The 17,148-nt window shown below is 62.6% G+C and carries 14 protein-coding genes; 6 read left to right on the top strand and 8 right to left on the bottom strand.

Annotated elements, in window-relative coordinates; genetic code table 11:
- Position 1 precedes the first annotated feature (1 nt).
- Positions 2-2,065 carry a membrane protein gene (locus YUO_RS0109265; protein WP_028346991.1) on the top strand — a complete coding sequence of 688 codons (2,064 nt, stop codon included), beginning with the start codon at positions 2-4 and terminating at the stop codon, positions 2,063-2,065.
- Between the two features lie 19 nt (positions 2,066-2,084).
- On the opposite strand, the gene zigA is transcribed toward YUO_RS0109265, so the two are convergent.
- A complete protein-coding gene (gene zigA, locus YUO_RS0109270) occupies positions 2,085-3,293 on the bottom strand; it encodes a zinc metallochaperone GTPase ZigA (RefSeq protein WP_028346992.1) in 1,209 nt (402 codons plus the stop codon).
- 317 nt (positions 3,294-3,610) lie between these two features.
- On the opposite strand from zigA, the gene YUO_RS0109275 reads away from it, so the two are divergent.
- From YUO_RS0109275 to YUO_RS0109285, 3 genes are all read left to right on the top strand, one after another.
- A complete protein-coding gene (locus YUO_RS0109275) occupies positions 3,611-4,033 on the top strand; it encodes a DUF2946 family protein (protein WP_028346993.1) in 423 nt (140 codons plus the stop codon).
- A 106-nt stretch (positions 4,034-4,139) separates the two neighbouring features.
- Positions 4,140-6,524, top strand: coding sequence for a TonB-dependent receptor (locus YUO_RS0109280; protein WP_028346994.1), 2,385 nt, complete (start codon positions 4,140-4,142; stop codon positions 6,522-6,524).
- A gap of 133 nt (positions 6,525-6,657) precedes the next feature.
- Positions 6,658-8,454, top strand: a complete 1,797-nt coding sequence (locus YUO_RS0109285; RefSeq protein ID WP_028346995.1) for a cation:proton antiporter domain-containing protein — start codon at positions 6,658-6,660, stop codon at positions 8,452-8,454.
- Between the two features lie 31 nt (positions 8,455-8,485).
- Here the strand turns inward: YUO_RS0109285 and YUO_RS0109290 are convergent, their stop codons facing one another.
- The 4 genes from YUO_RS0109290 to YUO_RS0109305 all read right to left on the bottom strand — a co-directional run bounded on the left by YUO_RS0109290 (position 8,486) and on the right by YUO_RS0109305 (position 11,745).
- Positions 8,486-8,998, bottom strand: a complete 513-nt coding sequence (locus YUO_RS0109290; RefSeq protein WP_028346996.1) for a GNAT family N-acetyltransferase — start codon at positions 8,996-8,998, stop codon at positions 8,486-8,488.
- A 69-nt stretch (positions 8,999-9,067) separates the two neighbouring features.
- Positions 9,068-10,003, bottom strand: coding sequence for a glycosyltransferase family 2 protein (locus YUO_RS0109295; RefSeq protein WP_028346997.1), 936 nt, complete (start codon positions 10,001-10,003; stop codon positions 9,068-9,070).
- A 47-nt stretch (positions 10,004-10,050) separates the two neighbouring features.
- A complete protein-coding gene (locus YUO_RS0109300) occupies positions 10,051-11,190 on the bottom strand; it encodes a hypothetical protein (protein WP_028346998.1) in 1,140 nt (379 codons plus the stop codon).
- 66 nt (positions 11,191-11,256) lie between these two features.
- Complete coding sequence (locus YUO_RS0109305) at positions 11,257-11,745, bottom strand: NUDIX domain-containing protein (RefSeq protein WP_028346999.1); 489 nt, start codon at positions 11,743-11,745, stop codon at positions 11,257-11,259.
- A 95-nt stretch (positions 11,746-11,840) separates the two neighbouring features.
- Between YUO_RS0109305 and YUO_RS0109310 the strand changes: the two genes are divergently transcribed.
- Positions 11,841-12,731, top strand: a complete 891-nt coding sequence (locus YUO_RS0109310; protein ID WP_028347000.1) for a metallophosphoesterase family protein — start codon at positions 11,841-11,843, stop codon at positions 12,729-12,731.
- Here the strand turns inward: YUO_RS0109310 and YUO_RS0109315 are convergent.
- The 3 genes from YUO_RS0109315 to YUO_RS0109325 all read right to left on the bottom strand — a co-directional run bounded on the left by YUO_RS0109315 (position 12,728) and on the right by YUO_RS0109325 (position 15,458).
- Entirely contained in the window at positions 12,728-13,282 is a 555-nt protein-coding gene (locus YUO_RS0109315; RefSeq protein WP_028347001.1) for a hypothetical protein, read from the bottom strand. The genes YUO_RS0109310 and YUO_RS0109315 overlap by 4 nt on opposite strands.
- Before the next feature lie 255 nt (positions 13,283-13,537).
- Positions 13,538-13,747, bottom strand: a complete 210-nt coding sequence (locus YUO_RS0109320) for a DUF4170 domain-containing protein (protein ID WP_028347002.1) — start codon at positions 13,745-13,747, stop codon at positions 13,538-13,540.
- 73 nt (positions 13,748-13,820) lie between these two features.
- The gene (locus YUO_RS0109325; protein ID WP_028347003.1) at positions 13,821-15,458 is read right to left on the bottom strand and encodes an isocitrate lyase; all 1,638 of its coding nucleotides are present in this window, start codon (positions 15,456-15,458) and stop codon (positions 13,821-13,823) included.
- Positions 15,459-15,648: 190 nt separating this feature from the next.
- Between YUO_RS0109325 and YUO_RS0109330 the strand changes: the two genes are divergently transcribed.
- A complete protein-coding gene (locus YUO_RS0109330; protein WP_028347004.1) occupies positions 15,649-17,094 on the top strand; it encodes a helix-turn-helix domain-containing protein in 1,446 nt (481 codons plus the stop codon).
- Positions 17,095-17,148 lie beyond the last annotated feature (54 nt).

A 17,148-nucleotide genomic window follows, 5' to 3' on the forward strand; every position in this document is an offset into this window, starting at 1 on the left:
CATGAACTACGGCATCGCGTTCACTCCCCTCGTTCCGGCAATCGTGCTCTGGATCGCGCTGGCCGCGATCGTCGCAATTTCTGCACTATTGCTGCTCGGCCGCGCGCGCGGCGCCGCGGTGCGCGTCGCGGCGCTGGCGCTGATCCTGCTGGCGCTCGCCAACCCCTCCTTCACCCGCGAGGAGCGCGAGCCGTTATCATCCGTCGCTGCCGTCGTGATCGACAAGAGCCCGAGCCAGAATTTCGGCACCCGCAACCAGGAGACGGCCAAGGCGCAGGAGGCGCTGGTCGATACGCTGAAGAAAACAAAGGGACTGGAAGTCCGCGTCGTCGAGGCTGGACAGGCCGACGGCGAAACCGACGGCACCAAACTGTTCGGCGCGCTGTCCTCGGCGCTGTCGGACGTTCCGGTCGACCGCGTCGCCGGCGCGTTCCTGATCACCGATGGCCGGGTCCATGACATTCCCGCCAATGCCGCGGCCCTCGGCTTCCAGGCGCCGGTGCATGCACTTATCACCGGCCGCAAGGACGAGCGCGATCGCCGCATCGCGATTACGGCCGCGCCGCGTTTCGGTATCGTCGGAAAGCCGCAGACCATCACCTACCGGCTCGACGATCAGGGCGTTACCGGCCAGCGCGCCAAGATCGTGGTGCGCCGCGACGGCGAGGTGATCAATGAGCGCAATCTCTCGAGCGGCCAGACCGCCAACGTCGAGGTCGACATCAAGCATGCCGGCCCGAACATCGTCGAGATCGAGGCTTCGCCGCTCGAGAACGAACTGACTCCGGTCAACAACCGCGCCGTGGTCGCGATCGAGGGCGTGCGCGACAAGCTCCGCGTGCTGCTGGTATCAGGCGAGCCGCATTCCGGCGAACGCACCTGGCGCAATCTACTGAAGTCGGACGCCGCCATCGACCTGGTGCATTTCACGATTCTGCGACCGCCGGAGAAACAAGACGGCACGCCGATCAACGAATTGTCGCTGATCGCGTTTCCGACGCGCGAGTTGTTCCAGCAGAGGATCAACGATTTCCACCTGATCATCTTCGATCGTTACGCCCGCCAGGGCGTGCTGCCGATTGCCTATTTCGACAACATGGCGCGCTATGTTCGCGCCGGCGGCGCGGTGCTGGTATCGGCCGGTCCCGATTACGCCTCCACCACCAGTATCTGGCGCACGCCGCTGGATACGGTGCTACCGGCCGAGCCCGTCGGCGTCACCGAAAAACCCTTCTACGCGCATCTGAGCGACGCCGGTAAGCGCCATCCGGTAACGCGTGGCCTGGAAGGCTCCGCCAGCGAGCCGCCGCGCTGGAGCCGCTTCTTCCGCACCGTCGATACGCGCAACGCGATCGGCTCCCCCGTAATGACCGGCGCCGACGGAAAACCGCTGCTGCTGCTGTCGCGCTTCGGCGAAGGCCGCGTCGCGCTTCTCTTGACGGACCACATCTGGCTGTGGGCGCGCGGCTATGAGGGCGGCGGCCCGCATCTGGATCTGCTGCGGCGGATGTCGCACTGGCTGATGAAGCAGCCTGATCTCGACGAGGAGGCGCTGCGCCTGCAAATCCAGGGCAAGGACCTCGTGGTGCTGCGCCAGACCATGGCCGACAACGTGCCGCCGGTCACGGTGACCTCGCCGAGCGGCGCCACCAAGGAGCTGACGCTGACGGCCAGCGAACCCGGCACCTGGCGCGCGACCATTCCCGCCAACGAGCTCGGGCTGTGGCAGGCAACCGATGGCGCGCTCAAGGCGCTGATCAATGTCGGGCCGACCAATCCGAAGGAGTTTTCGGAAGTCACCTCGACGACCGAAATGCTGAAGCCGTTAGCGCAGGCAACCGGCGGCGACGCCCGCCGCGTCGCCGATGGCGGAAGCGTCGACCTGCCCCGCGTTGTGCCGGTGCGTTCCTCCGGCATCTTCCATGGCGACGGCTGGATGGGCGTCAAGATGCGCGACGCCAGCGTCGTCAAAGGCGTCGGCGTGCTGCCGATGTTCGCCGGCCTTGTCGGGCTATTGCTGCTGCTCGGCGCGTTCGCCGCGACCTGGGTGCGCGAGGGGCGCTGACGGCACGCGTCGATGAGCCCTACGCAGCCTCGTCCGCGCGTCGCCACCTCGGAAATGGATCGGCAAGCCCGGACCATTCCGCAACGCGCATTCCCGGCTTTCCTGAAACAAGGCACGCATCGAGACGCGCCGTGATCGCGTCCTGATCCATATCCGTGCCGATGAAGACGATCTCCTGCCGGCGATCGCCGTACACCTCGCTCCAGTTCTTCTTGAGCGATTGTCGCCAGAACGGATCGTCCGGCCAGCGATCTGCCGGCACATTCGCCCACCAGAAGCCCAGCCCTTCGGTTCGGACGATCGCGCCGGCCTGGCTCAACTCGCCGAGCCATTGCGGGCGAGTTGCGATCCAGAAATGTCCCTTGGCACGGATGACGCCAGGCCAGCTTTCTTTCAGGAATTGGTGAAATTTCGCAGGCTCGAACGGCCGTCGCGCGCGATAGACGAAGTTCTTGACGCCGTATTCCTCGGTCTCGGGCGTATGGTCTGCAAAGCCATAAAGCTCCTTGAACCACAGCGGGTGTTGCTGCGCGCGCTCGAAATCGAAGCGGCCGGTATTGAGAATGCGCTCCAGCGGCGCATTGGAGAAATTGGTCTCGATGATATCGGCCTCGGGATTCAGAGATCGGATGATCATTCGGGCGGCGTCGCGTTCTCCCTGCGACGCAGCATCGATCTTGTTGAGCACGATCACATCGGCAAATTCGATCTGCTCGACCAACAGATCCACCAGTGTGCGCTTGTCGCCTTCACCGAGCGACTCGCCGCGATCGGCCAGAAAAACGGTAGAGGAATAGTTCTTCAGCAGATTGACGGCATCGACGACCGTGACCATCGTGTCGAGGCTTGCCACGTCGGACAGGCTTTCTCCGTCTTCGGACCGGAAGTCGAAGGTCGCCGCGACCGGCAGCGGCTCGGAGATGCCGGTTGATTCGACCAGCAGATAGTCGAACCGTTCGCTCTCGGCGAGCGCCCGCACTTCCTTCAACAAATCGTCGCGCAGCGTGCAGCAGATGCAGCCGTTGGTCATCTCGACCAGCTTTTCGTCAGTCCGCGAGAGATTCGCACCGCCATCGCGGACGAGGTCTGCGTCGATGTTGACCTCGCTCATGTCGTTCACAATCACCGCAACCTTCAGGCCCTGGCGATTGTTGAGCACGTGATTCATCAAAGTTGTCTTTCCAGCCCCGAGGAAGCCGGACAAGACGGTGACGGGGAGTTTTCGCATGGAGATCGAAAAGCCTCTTGAGCTCACGGGGCCCCAACCGGGGAGGAAGACGCATGCAAGGGCCCCGTTGGCGACGGATCATATTATGTTATAACATTACAACGTAAGACCGAGAGGTTGTCAATTGGCAAAACAGACGCGGCGCGCCGGGCAAAAGCGCCGATGTTGCGCGAATCTCACACTTGGCGGAATTGTCAGGGCTCCGGAAAGACGGCAGCCCGGTGTCGATTGACACTCCGCGGTGTTCGCGACGTTATAATGTAACATTGGGACGGCGAGATGCCTGAGCCGCCCCGGGGGACAAGGCGTCAATCGTCGTGAACTGGTTCCGAAAGCACCTCAAGCACGGCTCGCGGCTGGCGCTGTTTGCGCTCGCGATCCAGTTTGCGCTGTTGTGCGGGCATTTTCACGCGGCAGCCACGCAGCAGGCCCCGCCAGCCGTTCAAAGCGGGCTGACCGTCGCCAATCTTGCGATCGCCACATCCGTTGCCGCACAAGATGCGCACCCCGAAGCCGCACGGCCGCAGCAGCCCGCGGGCCACGATGACGATGAGCACACGGCCAATGTCTGCGCGGTCTGCGCCGTCCTCTCCCTGGCGAACAATTTCCTGTTCATCACGCCGCCCGTACTGGAGTTGCCGGGGGCTGTCGAACTTCTGTACCTGGCCACCGGCACTGGATTCGCGCATCTCCGCTCGTCCCATCTCGCGTTCCAGTCTCGCGCACCGCCTGCCCCCTGACGCCGATTGAATCAATGCACTCCCCAAGGGATTGCCGCGTCAGGCGCGGTTCCTGAGGAGAAATCGGAATCGTCCGTCGCACATCGACGGAATCAGGATCGGGACAATGACATTCAAGAAGAAACGTGCGTTCCATTGCGGTGGAGCAAGCTGGCTGTTGCTATGCGCGATGGCCGACGGGGCGATGGCACAGGCCACGTCACCGGCATCGACGCAACTGCCTGAAATCACCGTGACGGCGCCGAGCCCGATCGTGCGGCGCAAACCCGCGCCCGTACGAACGCCGGTGCGTGTCACCCGCGCAGCGCCCGGCCAGACCCGCGAGCGCGCGCCAGAACTACCGGCCGCGCCCGTCGTCGCCGCGCCCCAGCAGGGCGTGCTGCCGGTCGTAACCGACCAGTTCGCAACCGTCACCGTCGTGCCCAACGAGGAAATCCGCCGCCAAGGCACCGCCCAGCTTGGCGATCTCTTGTTCTCGAAGCCCGGCATTACCGGCTCGACCTTCGCGCCCGGTGCCGCGAGCCGGCCGATCATACGGGGCCTCGACGTCAATCGCGTCGGCATCCTCGAGAACGGTACCAACGCTGGTGGCGCCTCCGATCTCGGCGAAGACCATTTCGTGCCGGTCGATCCACTGGCGACAAACCAGGTCGAAGTCATCCGCGGTCCGGCGGCGATGCGGTACGGATCAACATCGATCGGCGGCGTCGTCAGCGCAACCAACAACCGCATCCCTGACGCCTTGCCTTCATGCGCGGCGGCACCCTTCCAGACTTACGGGCTGCCGGCGAAGGCGCCGCTTGCAAACGTGGGGTCACCTTCCTGCGTCACTGTCGAAACCCGAACGGCCGTCAGTTCCGTTGACCGCGGTGTCGATGGCGGCATCCTGATTGATGCCGGCGGCGGCAATTTCGCATTCCACGCCGACGCCTATGGCCGCAAGGCCAGCGATTACAGCATTCCAAGCTATCCGTACTTGTTCGACCAGACCCGCCCGGTCAACGGCCGGCAGCCCAATTCGGCGATGCAGGCGGCTGGTGCATCGATTGGCGGCTCCTACATCTTCCACGGCGGATTTATCGGCGCGGCGATCACGCAGAACGACACGCTGTACCGCATTCCAGGAATTGAGCCCTCCGATCACCAGTCCCGGATCGACGCGCGCCAAACCAAATTCACGGCCAAGGGCGAATATCGGCCGGATGCGGCGGCGATCGACGCCATCAGGTTCTGGGCGGGCGCCACCGATTACAAGCACAACGAGATCGCGCTCGCCGATCCCGCCGACTTCTCGTCCCTTGGCGTGCGGCAGACCTTTACCAACAAGGAGCAGGAAGGACGCGTGGAGGTGCAGATGGCGCCCTTCAACGCGCGCTTTGCCTCCGTCACGACCGCCTTCGGCCTGCAGGCCGGGCATCAGGAACTGACAGGGTCGAGCCCGGACGATCCAGGCAGCCCGCTCAACGGGTTGTTTGATCCTAACAAGAATAACAGGGTCGCCGGCTACGTCTTCAACGAACTCAGATTCACCGAAACCACCAAGGCGCAGATCGCCGGCCGGGTCGAGCATGTTAACCTCAGCGGAACGACGCCGGCATTCATTCCGGAGTTGTTCGACCTCAATGCCAATCCCGGCGATATCGGTCCGCCGACAGCCCGCAACCTCAGCTTTACGCCGAAGAGCGCGAGCATCGGCTTGATCCAGGATCTTCCAGGTCAACTGGTCGCAAGCATCACCGCCCAATACGTCGAACGCGCGCCCAAGCCGGCGGAATTGTTTTCGCGTGGACCGCACGAAGCAACTGTCACCTTCGATATCGGCAATCCCAATCTCGGCATCGAAACCGCCAAATCGATCGAGATCGGACTACGACGCGCCACCGGCCCCTTCCGATTCGAAGCAACTGCGTACTACACCAAGTTCAATGGCTTCATTTACCGTCGTCTCACCGGCAACACCTGCGAGGATGTCGCTTGCGTCGATCCTGCGGACCCGGCTTTTCCCCTTGAGCTGAATCAGGCGATCTATTCGCAGCGCGACGCCACCTTCCGCGGCGGCGAGTTCCAAAGCCAGTTGGATGTCGGGCCGCTCTACGGCGGCATCTGGGGTATCGAAAACCAGTTCGATGTCGTGCGCGCAACCTTCAACGACGGCACCAATGTCCCGCGCATCCCACCCGTGCGCGTGGGCGGCGGCCTGTTCTGGCGCGATGCCAACTGGCTGACGCGGATCAACCTGCTGCACGCCTTCGCCCAGAACGATATCGCCCCGGTCGGCGAGACGCCGACCGCGGGTTATAATCTGTTGAAGGCGGAGGTCAGCTACAGGACGAAGCTCGATCCCACCTGGTTCGGCGCGCGGGAAATGACGGTTGGGCTCGTCGGCAACAACCTCTTGAACGAGAACATCCGCAATTCGGCGTCCTTCAACAAGGACGAAGTCTTGCTGCCGGGCATTGGCGTGCGCGCATTTGCCAACCTGAAGTTCTAGAGCGCGGGCGGTACGGCTTCCCAGGGGTGGCGTTAGCTGGTGCCACCAGCTAACGTTCATTTGGAATGACGGTGGATACCGCGCGTATCCATCGTCATGTTCCAGCCCGTGGAAGCAAATGCACAACCGCTAGATGACCGCGCCTATCAATATTCCCGTCTACAGCGACGCGCTCGTTCTGCTCGGCACCGCGGGCGTCGTCATTCCCTTGGTGCGGCGGTTCGGCCTCAATCCCGTTCTCGGCTATCTAGGCGCCGGCGCGATCCTGGGCCCTCTCGGATTGGGATCGTTCATCGAGAGTTTTCCGCTTCTCTACTGGTTCACGGTCGTCGATCCCAAAAACGTCTCCGGCCTTGCGAACCTCGGCGTTGTGTTCCTGCTCTTCCTCATCGGCATGGAGCTATCTTACGATCGATTGAAGGCAATGCGCCGCCTGATATTTGGGTTAGGCAGCTTGCAGATCGTACTCTCCTCGGCGGCAATCGGCGCGGCCGCGGCCCTTGTCGGCAACAAAGCTCCGGTGGCGCTGATCCTAGGCGCCTGCCTTGCCCTATCCTCGACAGCCATTGTCGTCGAGATCCTTTCCAGGCAACGACGACTCAGCACAAGCGCAGGCCGGGCAAGCTTCGCGACGCTACTGGCACAAGACCTGGCAGTCGCCCCTCTCCTGCTCTTTATCTCCATTTTTGGCGCGGGCGAGTCCGGCTCTATCGTTGCGACGCTCCTTCTCGCACTCACCAACGCTGCCGTCGCGCTCGCAGTGATCGTCATCGTCGGCCGCGTCGTGATGCGCCCCCTGTTCCGTCTGGTGGCATCGGTGGGCATGAGCGACTTGTTTGTCGCTACGACGCTGTTCGTGATCGTCGCAACGGGAGTGGCTGCCGCCGTGGCCGGCTTCTCAATGGCGCTCGGCGCCTTTGTCGCCGGACTGCTGCTTGCCGAAACGGAATTCCGCAAGGCGATCGAGACCGCCATAGATCCGTTCAAGGGCCTCCTGCTTGGCCTGTTCTTCTTCACGGTCGGCATGAATATTGATTTCCGCGAGCTCGCGCGTGACCCGGTCTGGCTGATCGCGGGTGCGGCCGGGCTGATCGCCGTAAAGTCGGTCATCCTCATCTTCCTGTCGCGGATGTTTCGCCTCTCATGGCCGGCTTCTATCGAAGTCGGGCTGCTGCTGGGTCCCGGCGGCGAGTTCGCTTTCGTCGGGATCGGAATGGCGACGACGCTTGGTCTGATCGATGCCAGCGTATCGAGCTTCACGGTCGCACTGACCTCGCTGACCATGATGCTTACCCCGGCGCTATCTCATGTCGCGCGGCGGCTGGCGCCGATGATGCGCGAAGACAAGCCGATTGACCCTGAACTCGCCGTTGCGCCAAGCGGCGGGAGCGGCCATGCCATTGTCGTCGGACATGGCCGGGTGGGACAGGTCGTCTGCACGATGCTGGACCGGCACCAGTTCAAATACATTGCGGTCGACTATGATGCCGCGGCCGTCCCAGAGCAGCGAAGACAGGGGCGTACCGTCTTTTACGGTGACGCGACGAACCCGGAGTTTCTGAAGAGCTGCGGCCTCATGGAAGCCGCCGCCGTCATCGTCACCATCAACCAACCTGAAGGCATCGACGAAATTGTCGCGCAGGTCCGCGCACTGAGGAAAGACCTGCTGGTGGTTTCGCGCGCCCGTGACGCCGACCACGCGCGGCATCTCTACCAGATCGGCGTTACCGACGCGGTGCCGGAGACCATCGAGGCAAGCTTGCTGCTGTCGGAAGCTGCCCTGATCGGGCTCGGGGTTGCGATGGGTCATGTCGTCGCCAGCATCCACGAGAAGCGCGAGGAGTTCCGGCACGAATTGCAGAAGGCCGCGGGCAGCGCAGGATCCGCGCCGATCCAGACGAGCGGTACTAAGAAGCGTCGATTTTTCTGACGGATCGCGACGGCGGCGCGCGCCAACGGCCCTACCGCGCCTTGCTCCAGTCCGGCCGGATATTGCCGGATACGCCGTCGAACGCGCCCTCGACCAGTTCCGCCACCAGCAGGCGGCTGTAATCTACGGGGCCCGGCATGGTCACCCGTCCCTTCGGTATAACCTTGAAGCCGACGCGGCTGTAATAGGGTTCGTCGCCGACCAGAATGACCAAACGATGGCCCTTGGCCTTGGCATCCCGCAGCGAACGATCGAGCAGCATACGGCCGACGCCGCGGCTGCGAAACGGCGGCTCGACCGTCAACGGTCCGAGCATCAGGGCCGGCGTGTCGCCGATGCAGATCGGCAACTGGCGCACCGAGCCGACCAGCAACGTGCCGATCCGCGCCGTGAACGAGAGGTCCAGCAGGTGATCGACATGCTCGCGCAGGCGATAGGCGCTCAGCACGAAACGGCCGGGACCGAACGTGCGCTCGTGCAGCCGTTCGATCGCCTGGGCGTCCTTCGGTGTTTCGGCCAGGATGGTGACGTCGAGTTCGCTCATGATGGAGCGCGGGATAGCATCTGGCGACGGCGCGGTCCATCGCTGGAAGACGGCAATCCCTGAATTGCCTCAATCGCTGACCCGAGCGGGCTGAGACAAATAGGCCAGGAGCTTCATCTCGCGGCGGCCGCGCGTCACCGTATCCAGCACCAGCCCCGAGCTGACCGACAGCACCGCCACGATCATCAGGCCCATCGACAGCACCGCCGTCGGTAACCGCGGAACAATGCCTTCTTCGAGATAGGTGACAATCACCGGGATCGCGAGGCCGATTGAGACCAGCATCAGAAAGATGCCGATCACCGTGAAGAACCGCAGCGGTTTTTCCGACCGATACAACTTCAGGATGGTGCCGAGGATCCGGAAACCATCGCGCCAGGTGTTGAGCTTGCTGAACGATCCCTCGGGCCGGGCGTAATACGGCGTCTCGACTTCCATCACCGGCAGCGCCAGTTCGAGCGCGTGAACGCTGAGCTCGGTTTCGATCTCAAAACCGTCGGACAGCACCGGAAAGGATTTGACGAAGCGGCGCGAGAACACGCGGTAGCCGGAAAGGGTATCCTTGAATTCCTGGCCGAACACCGAAGAAAGGAAGCTCGTCAGCATCCAGTTGCCGGTGCGGTGACCTGGCCGGTAGGCGGCGACCGATTGGTCGACGCGAAAGCCCACCACCATGTCGAGGTGGTCGTTGACCAGCGCATCGATCATGCGCGGCGCGCTCGGCGCATCATAGGTGGCGTCGCCATCGACCAGTACATAGACGTCGGCATCGATGTCGGCGAACATGCGCCGCACCACATGCCCCTTGCCCTGGCGGCGCTCGCTGCGCACGATGGCGCCGGCTGCGCGCGCGACCTCGATGGTGCGGTCTCTGGAATTGTTGTCGTAGACGAAAATCTGAGCCGTCGGCAACGCCTTGCGGAAATCCGAGACCACGGTGGCGACCGCGGCTTCCTCATTGAAGCACGGCACCAGAACCGCGATCCGTAGCGCTGGTGTGGTCATCGCTGGCCCACAGAATCAAGTCTGTTCATGGAACATCTATACCGCAATCAGGCACTGGCCGGTTGAGGGAAGGCCGACTTATCCGCGCGCAAATCGAGCGTTGCGAACAGCAGGGTCCAGAGCGATAGCATGTCGATCGGAATAATATAATAAGGCGTAAAGATCGGATGGGTCATGAAGAAAATCAGGTTCACGGCGAGGTTTGCAGCGACCAGCAGGGCAACTCCTCTGGCTCGGCCCCGATCGAACCACCACAACCAAGCGGTCCAGCCGACCGATATCGCCAGCAAGGTGAATTGAACGTCAACAAGATAGCTCAACAGTACGCCCGAATTCAGTTCAGGCGGCACGACATCGACGCTGCCGTAGGTGGTCGAGAACGGACTTCCCGCATTGATCGCATTCGCGATCAGCGTCGGCACAATCCCGATCAGGAACGAAACACCAAACGCGAGCCCGTGCAGGAAAGTCTCCTTGCTGCGCGCCAGCAGGAACGCGCCCGCAAAACACAGGCAATAGCCTGCCGCCAGAAACAGGTTCGGCAAACGGAAATTGACGGAGAGGCCGATCAGAAAACCAACCAGGACCAGCAGGGCGAGCCGATGCCGCGATTGGCCCGTGAATAGTTTAGCCGTCAGAAAACCGGCCAGCGCGCATACTATCATGGTCGGCGCCATCGAATAGCTGGCTTTCGTCGGGTTGATCATCAGATAGATCGCACTGTCGCCGAACGCGGCAACCAGCATCAGCTGGTAAAACGTGGACGCATAGATCAAGGCGAGGAGCGAAAAGCCCACGGCGACGATCGAGGCTAGTACATAAAGCGGTATCACCTGAAATCCACTCGGAAACAACGCCAACGCAAATCCGGTCCCCGGAGGGTATTGCAGGGCGCGTTTGTTCGTCTTCGCATTCCACACGTGACAAGGCATTTTCGTCGGATCATTCCAGTCAGGGAAGCTGATTTCCTTCAGCTTGCCGGAGAGGAAACCATCGTCGTCGCGTGTGATGTCGGTATTGAACCCGTCCAGACCGTATTTCTGCAACAGATGCGCCTGCCGCAGATAGCAGATGTCGTCATAGACACCGCGGCTTTCGCTCCAGCGCGAAATGCTCCAGACGTTGCTAGCCAGCACCGCCAGGAAGCCAATGGCGCAAAGTAGCTTCAGGACCCCCATCCTGCCCATGTCGATTCCCGCCCCCGTTTCCCCGCTTCTATGCATTGCGGGGCCGCGAAGCAACCGAGCCCTGCGTCAGCGCCAGGTCGCAGTCCGCGGGGCACCGTCGAGCACTTCGGCGATCCGGAGCCGCGTGCCCCTGGTCGTCTCCGCCGGCAGCGCCCCTGCCGCATAGAACCCGCACTCGACGATCTCGTGGTTGGGCTCCGGCAGGCGGTCCTGCCGGAACTGCCTGACGACATAGACCGCGACATGGTCGCGGCGGGAAACGTGGCCGTTGAAGAACAGGCCGTGCAGGACCGGCTCTCCGGTCAATTCGATCCGCCCCTCTTCCACCAGCTCTCTTCGCAAGGCTTCGAGAAAGGTTTCGCCGACCTCGACCCCGCCGCCCGGCAGGTGCCAGCCGGCGACATAGCCGTGCCTGACCAGGAACACCTTGTCATCGCCATCGAGCACGACGCCGCGAACCCCGAGCGTCATGCCGCGGGCCATCCGCCAATAGAGGTGAAAGGCCCGCCGCAGTTGCGGCTCCAGACGTTTTCGCAAGTGCTGCAGCGCCGTCACGCAAACCTCGGATGGACAGCTATCACGTTTGATCCTTATATCGCCGACATGATGGTGCGACGGCTCTATATCACAGAGACTGCGGCGGAGCGCGAATGACCGATATCTTCACGCTGGCGCATCTGTCGGACCCGCATCTGCCGCCGCTGCCCGCGGCGCGGCTGCGCGAGCTCGCGGGCAAACGTGCGCTCGGCTATTTCAATTGGACGCGCAACCGCCATAAATATCACCGCCGCGAGGTGCTGGATGCACTGGTTGCCGATATGCACGCGCAGCGGCCGGACCACATCGCAGTGACCGGCGATCTCGTCAACCTGGCGCTGGAGGCGGAATTCACCCCGGCCCAGGCCTGGCTCGAAAGCATCGGCACGCCGCAACAGGTGACCGTCGTTCCCGGCAATCACGACGCCTATGTGCGGGCGACGCGGCATCATTTCGCTGGCCACTTCGAGCAATATCTGCGCGGCGATGCCGCGGCGGACGGAGCGTCGTTTCCATTCGTGCGCCGGCGCGGTCCGCTGGTGCTGATAGGGGTCTCCTCGGCGGTGCCGACGCTGCCATTGATGGCAACCGGCCGGCTCGGCCGCGCGCAGCTCGATGCGCTCGACCGCCAGCTTGCCCAATTGCCGCCGGACGAGGCATTCCGGGTGCTGCTGGTCCATCACCCCCTGGAATCGAGTTCGCGGATGAAGCGACTGACCGACTCGAAGGCGCTGCGCGCCGTGCTGAAGCGGCGCGGTGCGGAACTGGTCCTGCACGGCCATGACCACATCCATTCGACGATGTGGCTTGAAGGCGCCGGCCACCAGATCCCCGCGGTTGGCGTGCCCTCGGCATCGGCGCTGGCGCACCGGCATTATCCGGCCGCTGCCTACAACCTGTTTTCGATCACGCGCGACGGCGGCAAATGGCGCTGCGTGCAGACCGTGCGCGCTGTCGATGCCGACTTCCGTGTCAAGCAGATCAAGCAGGCGACGCTGCTTTAAAAGCTCTTCAGGCTCGCATACAGCGCCACTCCGAACAGCGCCACCGCGCCCAGCACGAAGCCGAGCACGAACATGCCCAGGCCGCGGCGGCGCGGCTTCTTTTCCACAACAGGCTCGGCCACGGGCATTGCCACCATCGCATGCTCCCGCTCGATCATGCGGCGCGCGACATAGCCGGTGACGGCATCGACGATGACGGGCACATCATGCGACTCGGCAAGCACGATGCGGCCGAAGCGCGTATCCTGCACGAATCGGTAGATGCGCTTGTCGCGTCCCATCACGATATGCGCGACCACGTCGATCCACAGCCGCGGCGTTTCGCCCTGGCTGACACCGCGATCGAACAAATCGATTTGCTCCGGCACCTCCGCGAACAGCGGATCGAGCGCCTCGTTCAGGATCTCGAGCCGGGCGACCTCGGCATCGCGCAGTTCGACCACGACGCCGGTCCGATCGGCGGCCTCGATCCGGGCCTGGCGAAGCGCATCGCGCAGCCGGGTCGGTCGCATGTCGCGGGCTTCGTTGCCGGTATTTTGCGCGTTTGACATCGGGAGCCGCCTTTATCCTGCAGGGGTTAGCCTGGGCTTAACCTAGCAGTAACCATGCCTTGCGCAATGGCTGTTTGTTTTCAATGAGTTATGCTTGCGGCTTTATCCCCCGTGGCGGCACCCCACCCCGCCCCTCCCCCGGAAGCGGGAGAGGGCGAAGAAAGGCTGCCCCTGAACGGCAAGCGGCCCCAGCCGGAATTCCGGATGGGGCCGCCTGTCCTTGGACGTTTCTTCTGATAGGTCGGCAGCAGCCGGTCAGGCCGAGACGCGCGAGGGCTCTTCGACGATCGAGAAGCGCACGCCGGCTTTATGGCGGCTCTCTTCAGAGACCTCCTTCCAGCACTCTTCGGCTTCCTTGCGGGTCTTGAACGGGCCTCTGACCTGGGCCGAGCCTTCGACGAGCTTGTGGAAGTTCATCGAACCGAACTCGCCGCCGATCACCCAGAAATTGCTGCCTTTGGTCATTGTCGTCTCCTGTTGTCCGAGTAGCGTGATCAGTCCGGAATCTGACCGGACCCCGGACTGATCAATTCCAGCGTTAGCCGAACTGGTTCATCGTGTTGTGGGCGCCGCCCGCCTTCAGAGCGGCTTCACCGGCGAAATATTCCTTGTGATCATCGCCGATATCGGAGCCGGCCATGTTCTGATGCTTGACGCAGGCGATACCCTGACGGATTTCCTGGCGCTGAACGTTCTTCACATAGCCCAGCATGCCCTGTTCGCCGAAATACTCCCTCGCGAGATTATCAGTCGAAAGAGCTGCCGTGTGATAGGTCGGCAACGTGATCAGATGGTGGAAGATGCCAGCACGCTTTGCTGAATCGGCCTGGAAGGTGCGGATGCGCTCGTCGGCTTCAATGGCCAGCGGCGTATCGTCGTATTCCGGCTTCATCAGCTCGGCTCGATTGTACTTGCTGACGTCCTTGCCGGCTTCCTTCATCGCGTCGTACACCTGCCAACGGAAGTTGAGCGTCCAGTTGAACGACGGCGAGTTGTTGTAGGCCAGCTTCGCGTTCGGAATCACCTCGCGAATGCGGTCAACCATCCTGGCGATCTGCTCGATATGCGGCTTCTCGGTCTCGATCCACAGCAGGTCGGCACCGTTCTGCAGCGAGGTGATGCAGTCGAGCACGCAGCGATCTTCGCCAGTGCCGGCACGGAACTGATAGAGGTTGCTGGCAAGCCGCTTCGGACGCATCATCTTGCCGTTGCGGTTGATGATGACATCGCCATTCCGGGCCGTGGCGGCTGTCACTTCCTCGCAATCCAGGAAGCTGTTGTACTGATCGCCGAGGTCGCCGGGCTTGTGGCTCACGGCGATCTGCTGCGTGAGACCAGCACCCAGCGAGTCGGTGCGGGTCACGATGATGCCGTCTTCGACACCCAATTCGAGGAAGGCATGGCGGCAGGCCCGGATCTTCGCCAGGAACACCTCGTGCGGCACGGTCACCTTGCCGTCCTGGTGGCCGCACTGCTTTTCGTCGGAGACCTGATTTTCGATCTGCAGGGCGCAGGCACCCGCCTCGATCATCTTCTTGGCGAGCAGGTAGGTTGCCTCGGCATTGCCGAAGCCGGCGTCGATGTCGGCGATGACGGGCACGACATGGGTCTGGAAGTTGTCGATCTTTTCGATCAGCGCCTTTTCCTTCGCCTTGTCGCCTTCCTTGCGGGCCGCGTCGAGCGCACGGAAGATATCGTTGAGCTCACGGGAATCCGCCTGACGCAGGAAGGTGTAGAGCTCTTCGATCAGGGCCGGCACCGAGGTCTTCTCGTGCATCGACTGATCAGGAAGCGGTCCAAACTCGGAGCGAAGCGCGGCGATCATCCAGCCGGAGAGATACAGATAGCGGCGATCGGTCGTGCCGAAATGCTTCTTGACCGAAATCAGCTTCTGCTGCGCGATGAAGCCATGCCAGCAACCGAGCGACTGGGTGTACTTGGTGGGATCGGCGTCATAGGCAGCCATATCGCTGCGCATCAGCGCCGCGGTGTACCTTGCGACGTCCAGGCCCGTCTTGAAACGGTTCTGCAGACGCATGCGCGCCACGGCTTCAGCGGTGACGCCATTCCAGGTCGGCTGGGTCTTCAGGAGTGCTTCAGCAGCTCCAATCTCGCTCAGATAGGAAGCCGGTCCCTCGATAGTCCGGTCACTGATTCCACGTGGCTGGTAGTTCATGTGCGTGATCCTTGTCTTCCACTGTCTCCAATCGACATTCTTGACAGTGCATTGCAAAACGTCCTGAGAGCTAAACGCGAAAAAGAGAAATTCGTATAGACACCTTGTTTTTTATTGGTGATGTCATGTAACATATGAACTTGTAATAGATGTCATTTTGTAAATTTTGTCACATTCAGGAACCTCTGCGATGGCCAACGACACCGGAAAGAAGCTTTTTGTCGGGCCGAGGTTCCGGCGGATCCGCCAGCAGCTCGGGCTGTCGCAGACCCAGATTGCGGAAGGGCTTGGGATTTCGCCGAGCTACATCAACCTGATCGAGCGGAACCAGCGGCCGGTGACGGCGCAGATCCTGCTGCGGCTGGCCGAAACCTATGACCTCGACCTGCGCGACCTCGCCACCGCCGATGAGGACCGCTTTTTTGCCGAGCTGAATGAGATTTTTTCCGATCCGCTGTTCCGCCAGATCGACCTGCCGAAGCAGGAACTGCGCGACCTCGCCGAACTCTGCCCGGGCGTGACCCATTCGCTGCAGCGCCTCTACGCCGCCTATACCGAGGCCCGCCGCGGCGAGACGCTGGTGGCGGCCCAAATGGCCGACCGCGATGAGGGCGCCCGCTTCGAGGCGAACCCGATCGAGCGCGTGCGGGACCTGATCGAAGCCAACCGCAATTATTTTCCGGAGCTCGAACAGGCCGCGGAAAATTTGCGCGACGAACTCCACGCCTCCGCCGAGGAACTGTTCGCCGCGCTCTCGGCGCGGCTGCGCGAAAAGCATTCGATCGTCACCCGCATCATGCCGGTCGACGTCATGCGTGAGACGCTGCGGCGGTTCGACCGCCATCGCCGGCAGCTTTTGATCTCCGAACTGGTCGACGGCTCGGGCCGCGCCTTCCAACTCGCGCTGCAGATCGGCCTCGCCGAATACGGCGCGACCATCGACGGCATCGTCAACCGCGCAGGTCCCCTCGACGACACCCCGCGGCGGCTCTACCGGATTACGCTGGCGAACTATTTCGCCGCCGCCGTCATGATGCCCTATCAGCCGTTCCACACCGCGGCGGAAAATTTGAACTACGACGTGCACGTGCTGGCACAGCGCTTCAATGCCGGCTTCGAACAGGTCTGCCACCGCCTCACCACGCTGCAGCGGCCGAACGCGCGCGGCGTGCCGTTCTTCCTGCTGCGCGTCGACAATGCCGGCAACGTCTCCAAGCGGTTTTCGTCCGGCACGTTTCCGTTCTCGAAGTTCGGCGGCACCTGTCCCCTTTGGAACGTGCATTCGACCTTCGACACACCGGACCGCCTGCTCAAGCAGGTAATCGAACTCCCCGACGGCACGCGCTACTTTTCCATCGCGCAGATGGTGCGCCGGCCGATCGCGCCACACCCGCAGCCGCAGCCGCGCTTTGCGATCGGCCTGGGCTGCGAAATCCGTCATGCCTCGAAGCTGGTCTACGCCGCCGGGATGGATCTGGAGAAGGCGGAGGGCACGCCGATCGGCGTCAACTGCCGGCTTTGCGAGCGCGAAAACTGCAGCCAGCGCGCCGAGCCGCCGATCACGCGGACGCTGATCCTGGATGAGAACACGCGGCGGCTGTCGTCGTTTGCGTTTTCGAATGCACGGGAGTTGTGAGGCGCTCGCCCGACCACAACTCGTCATGCCCCGCGAAGGCGGGGCATCCAGTAC

The sequence above is a fragment of the Bradyrhizobium murdochi genome (assembly GCF_000472965.1).
In the GTDB taxonomy this organism is placed as follows: Bacteria; Pseudomonadota; Alphaproteobacteria; order Rhizobiales; family Xanthobacteraceae; genus Bradyrhizobium; species Bradyrhizobium murdochi.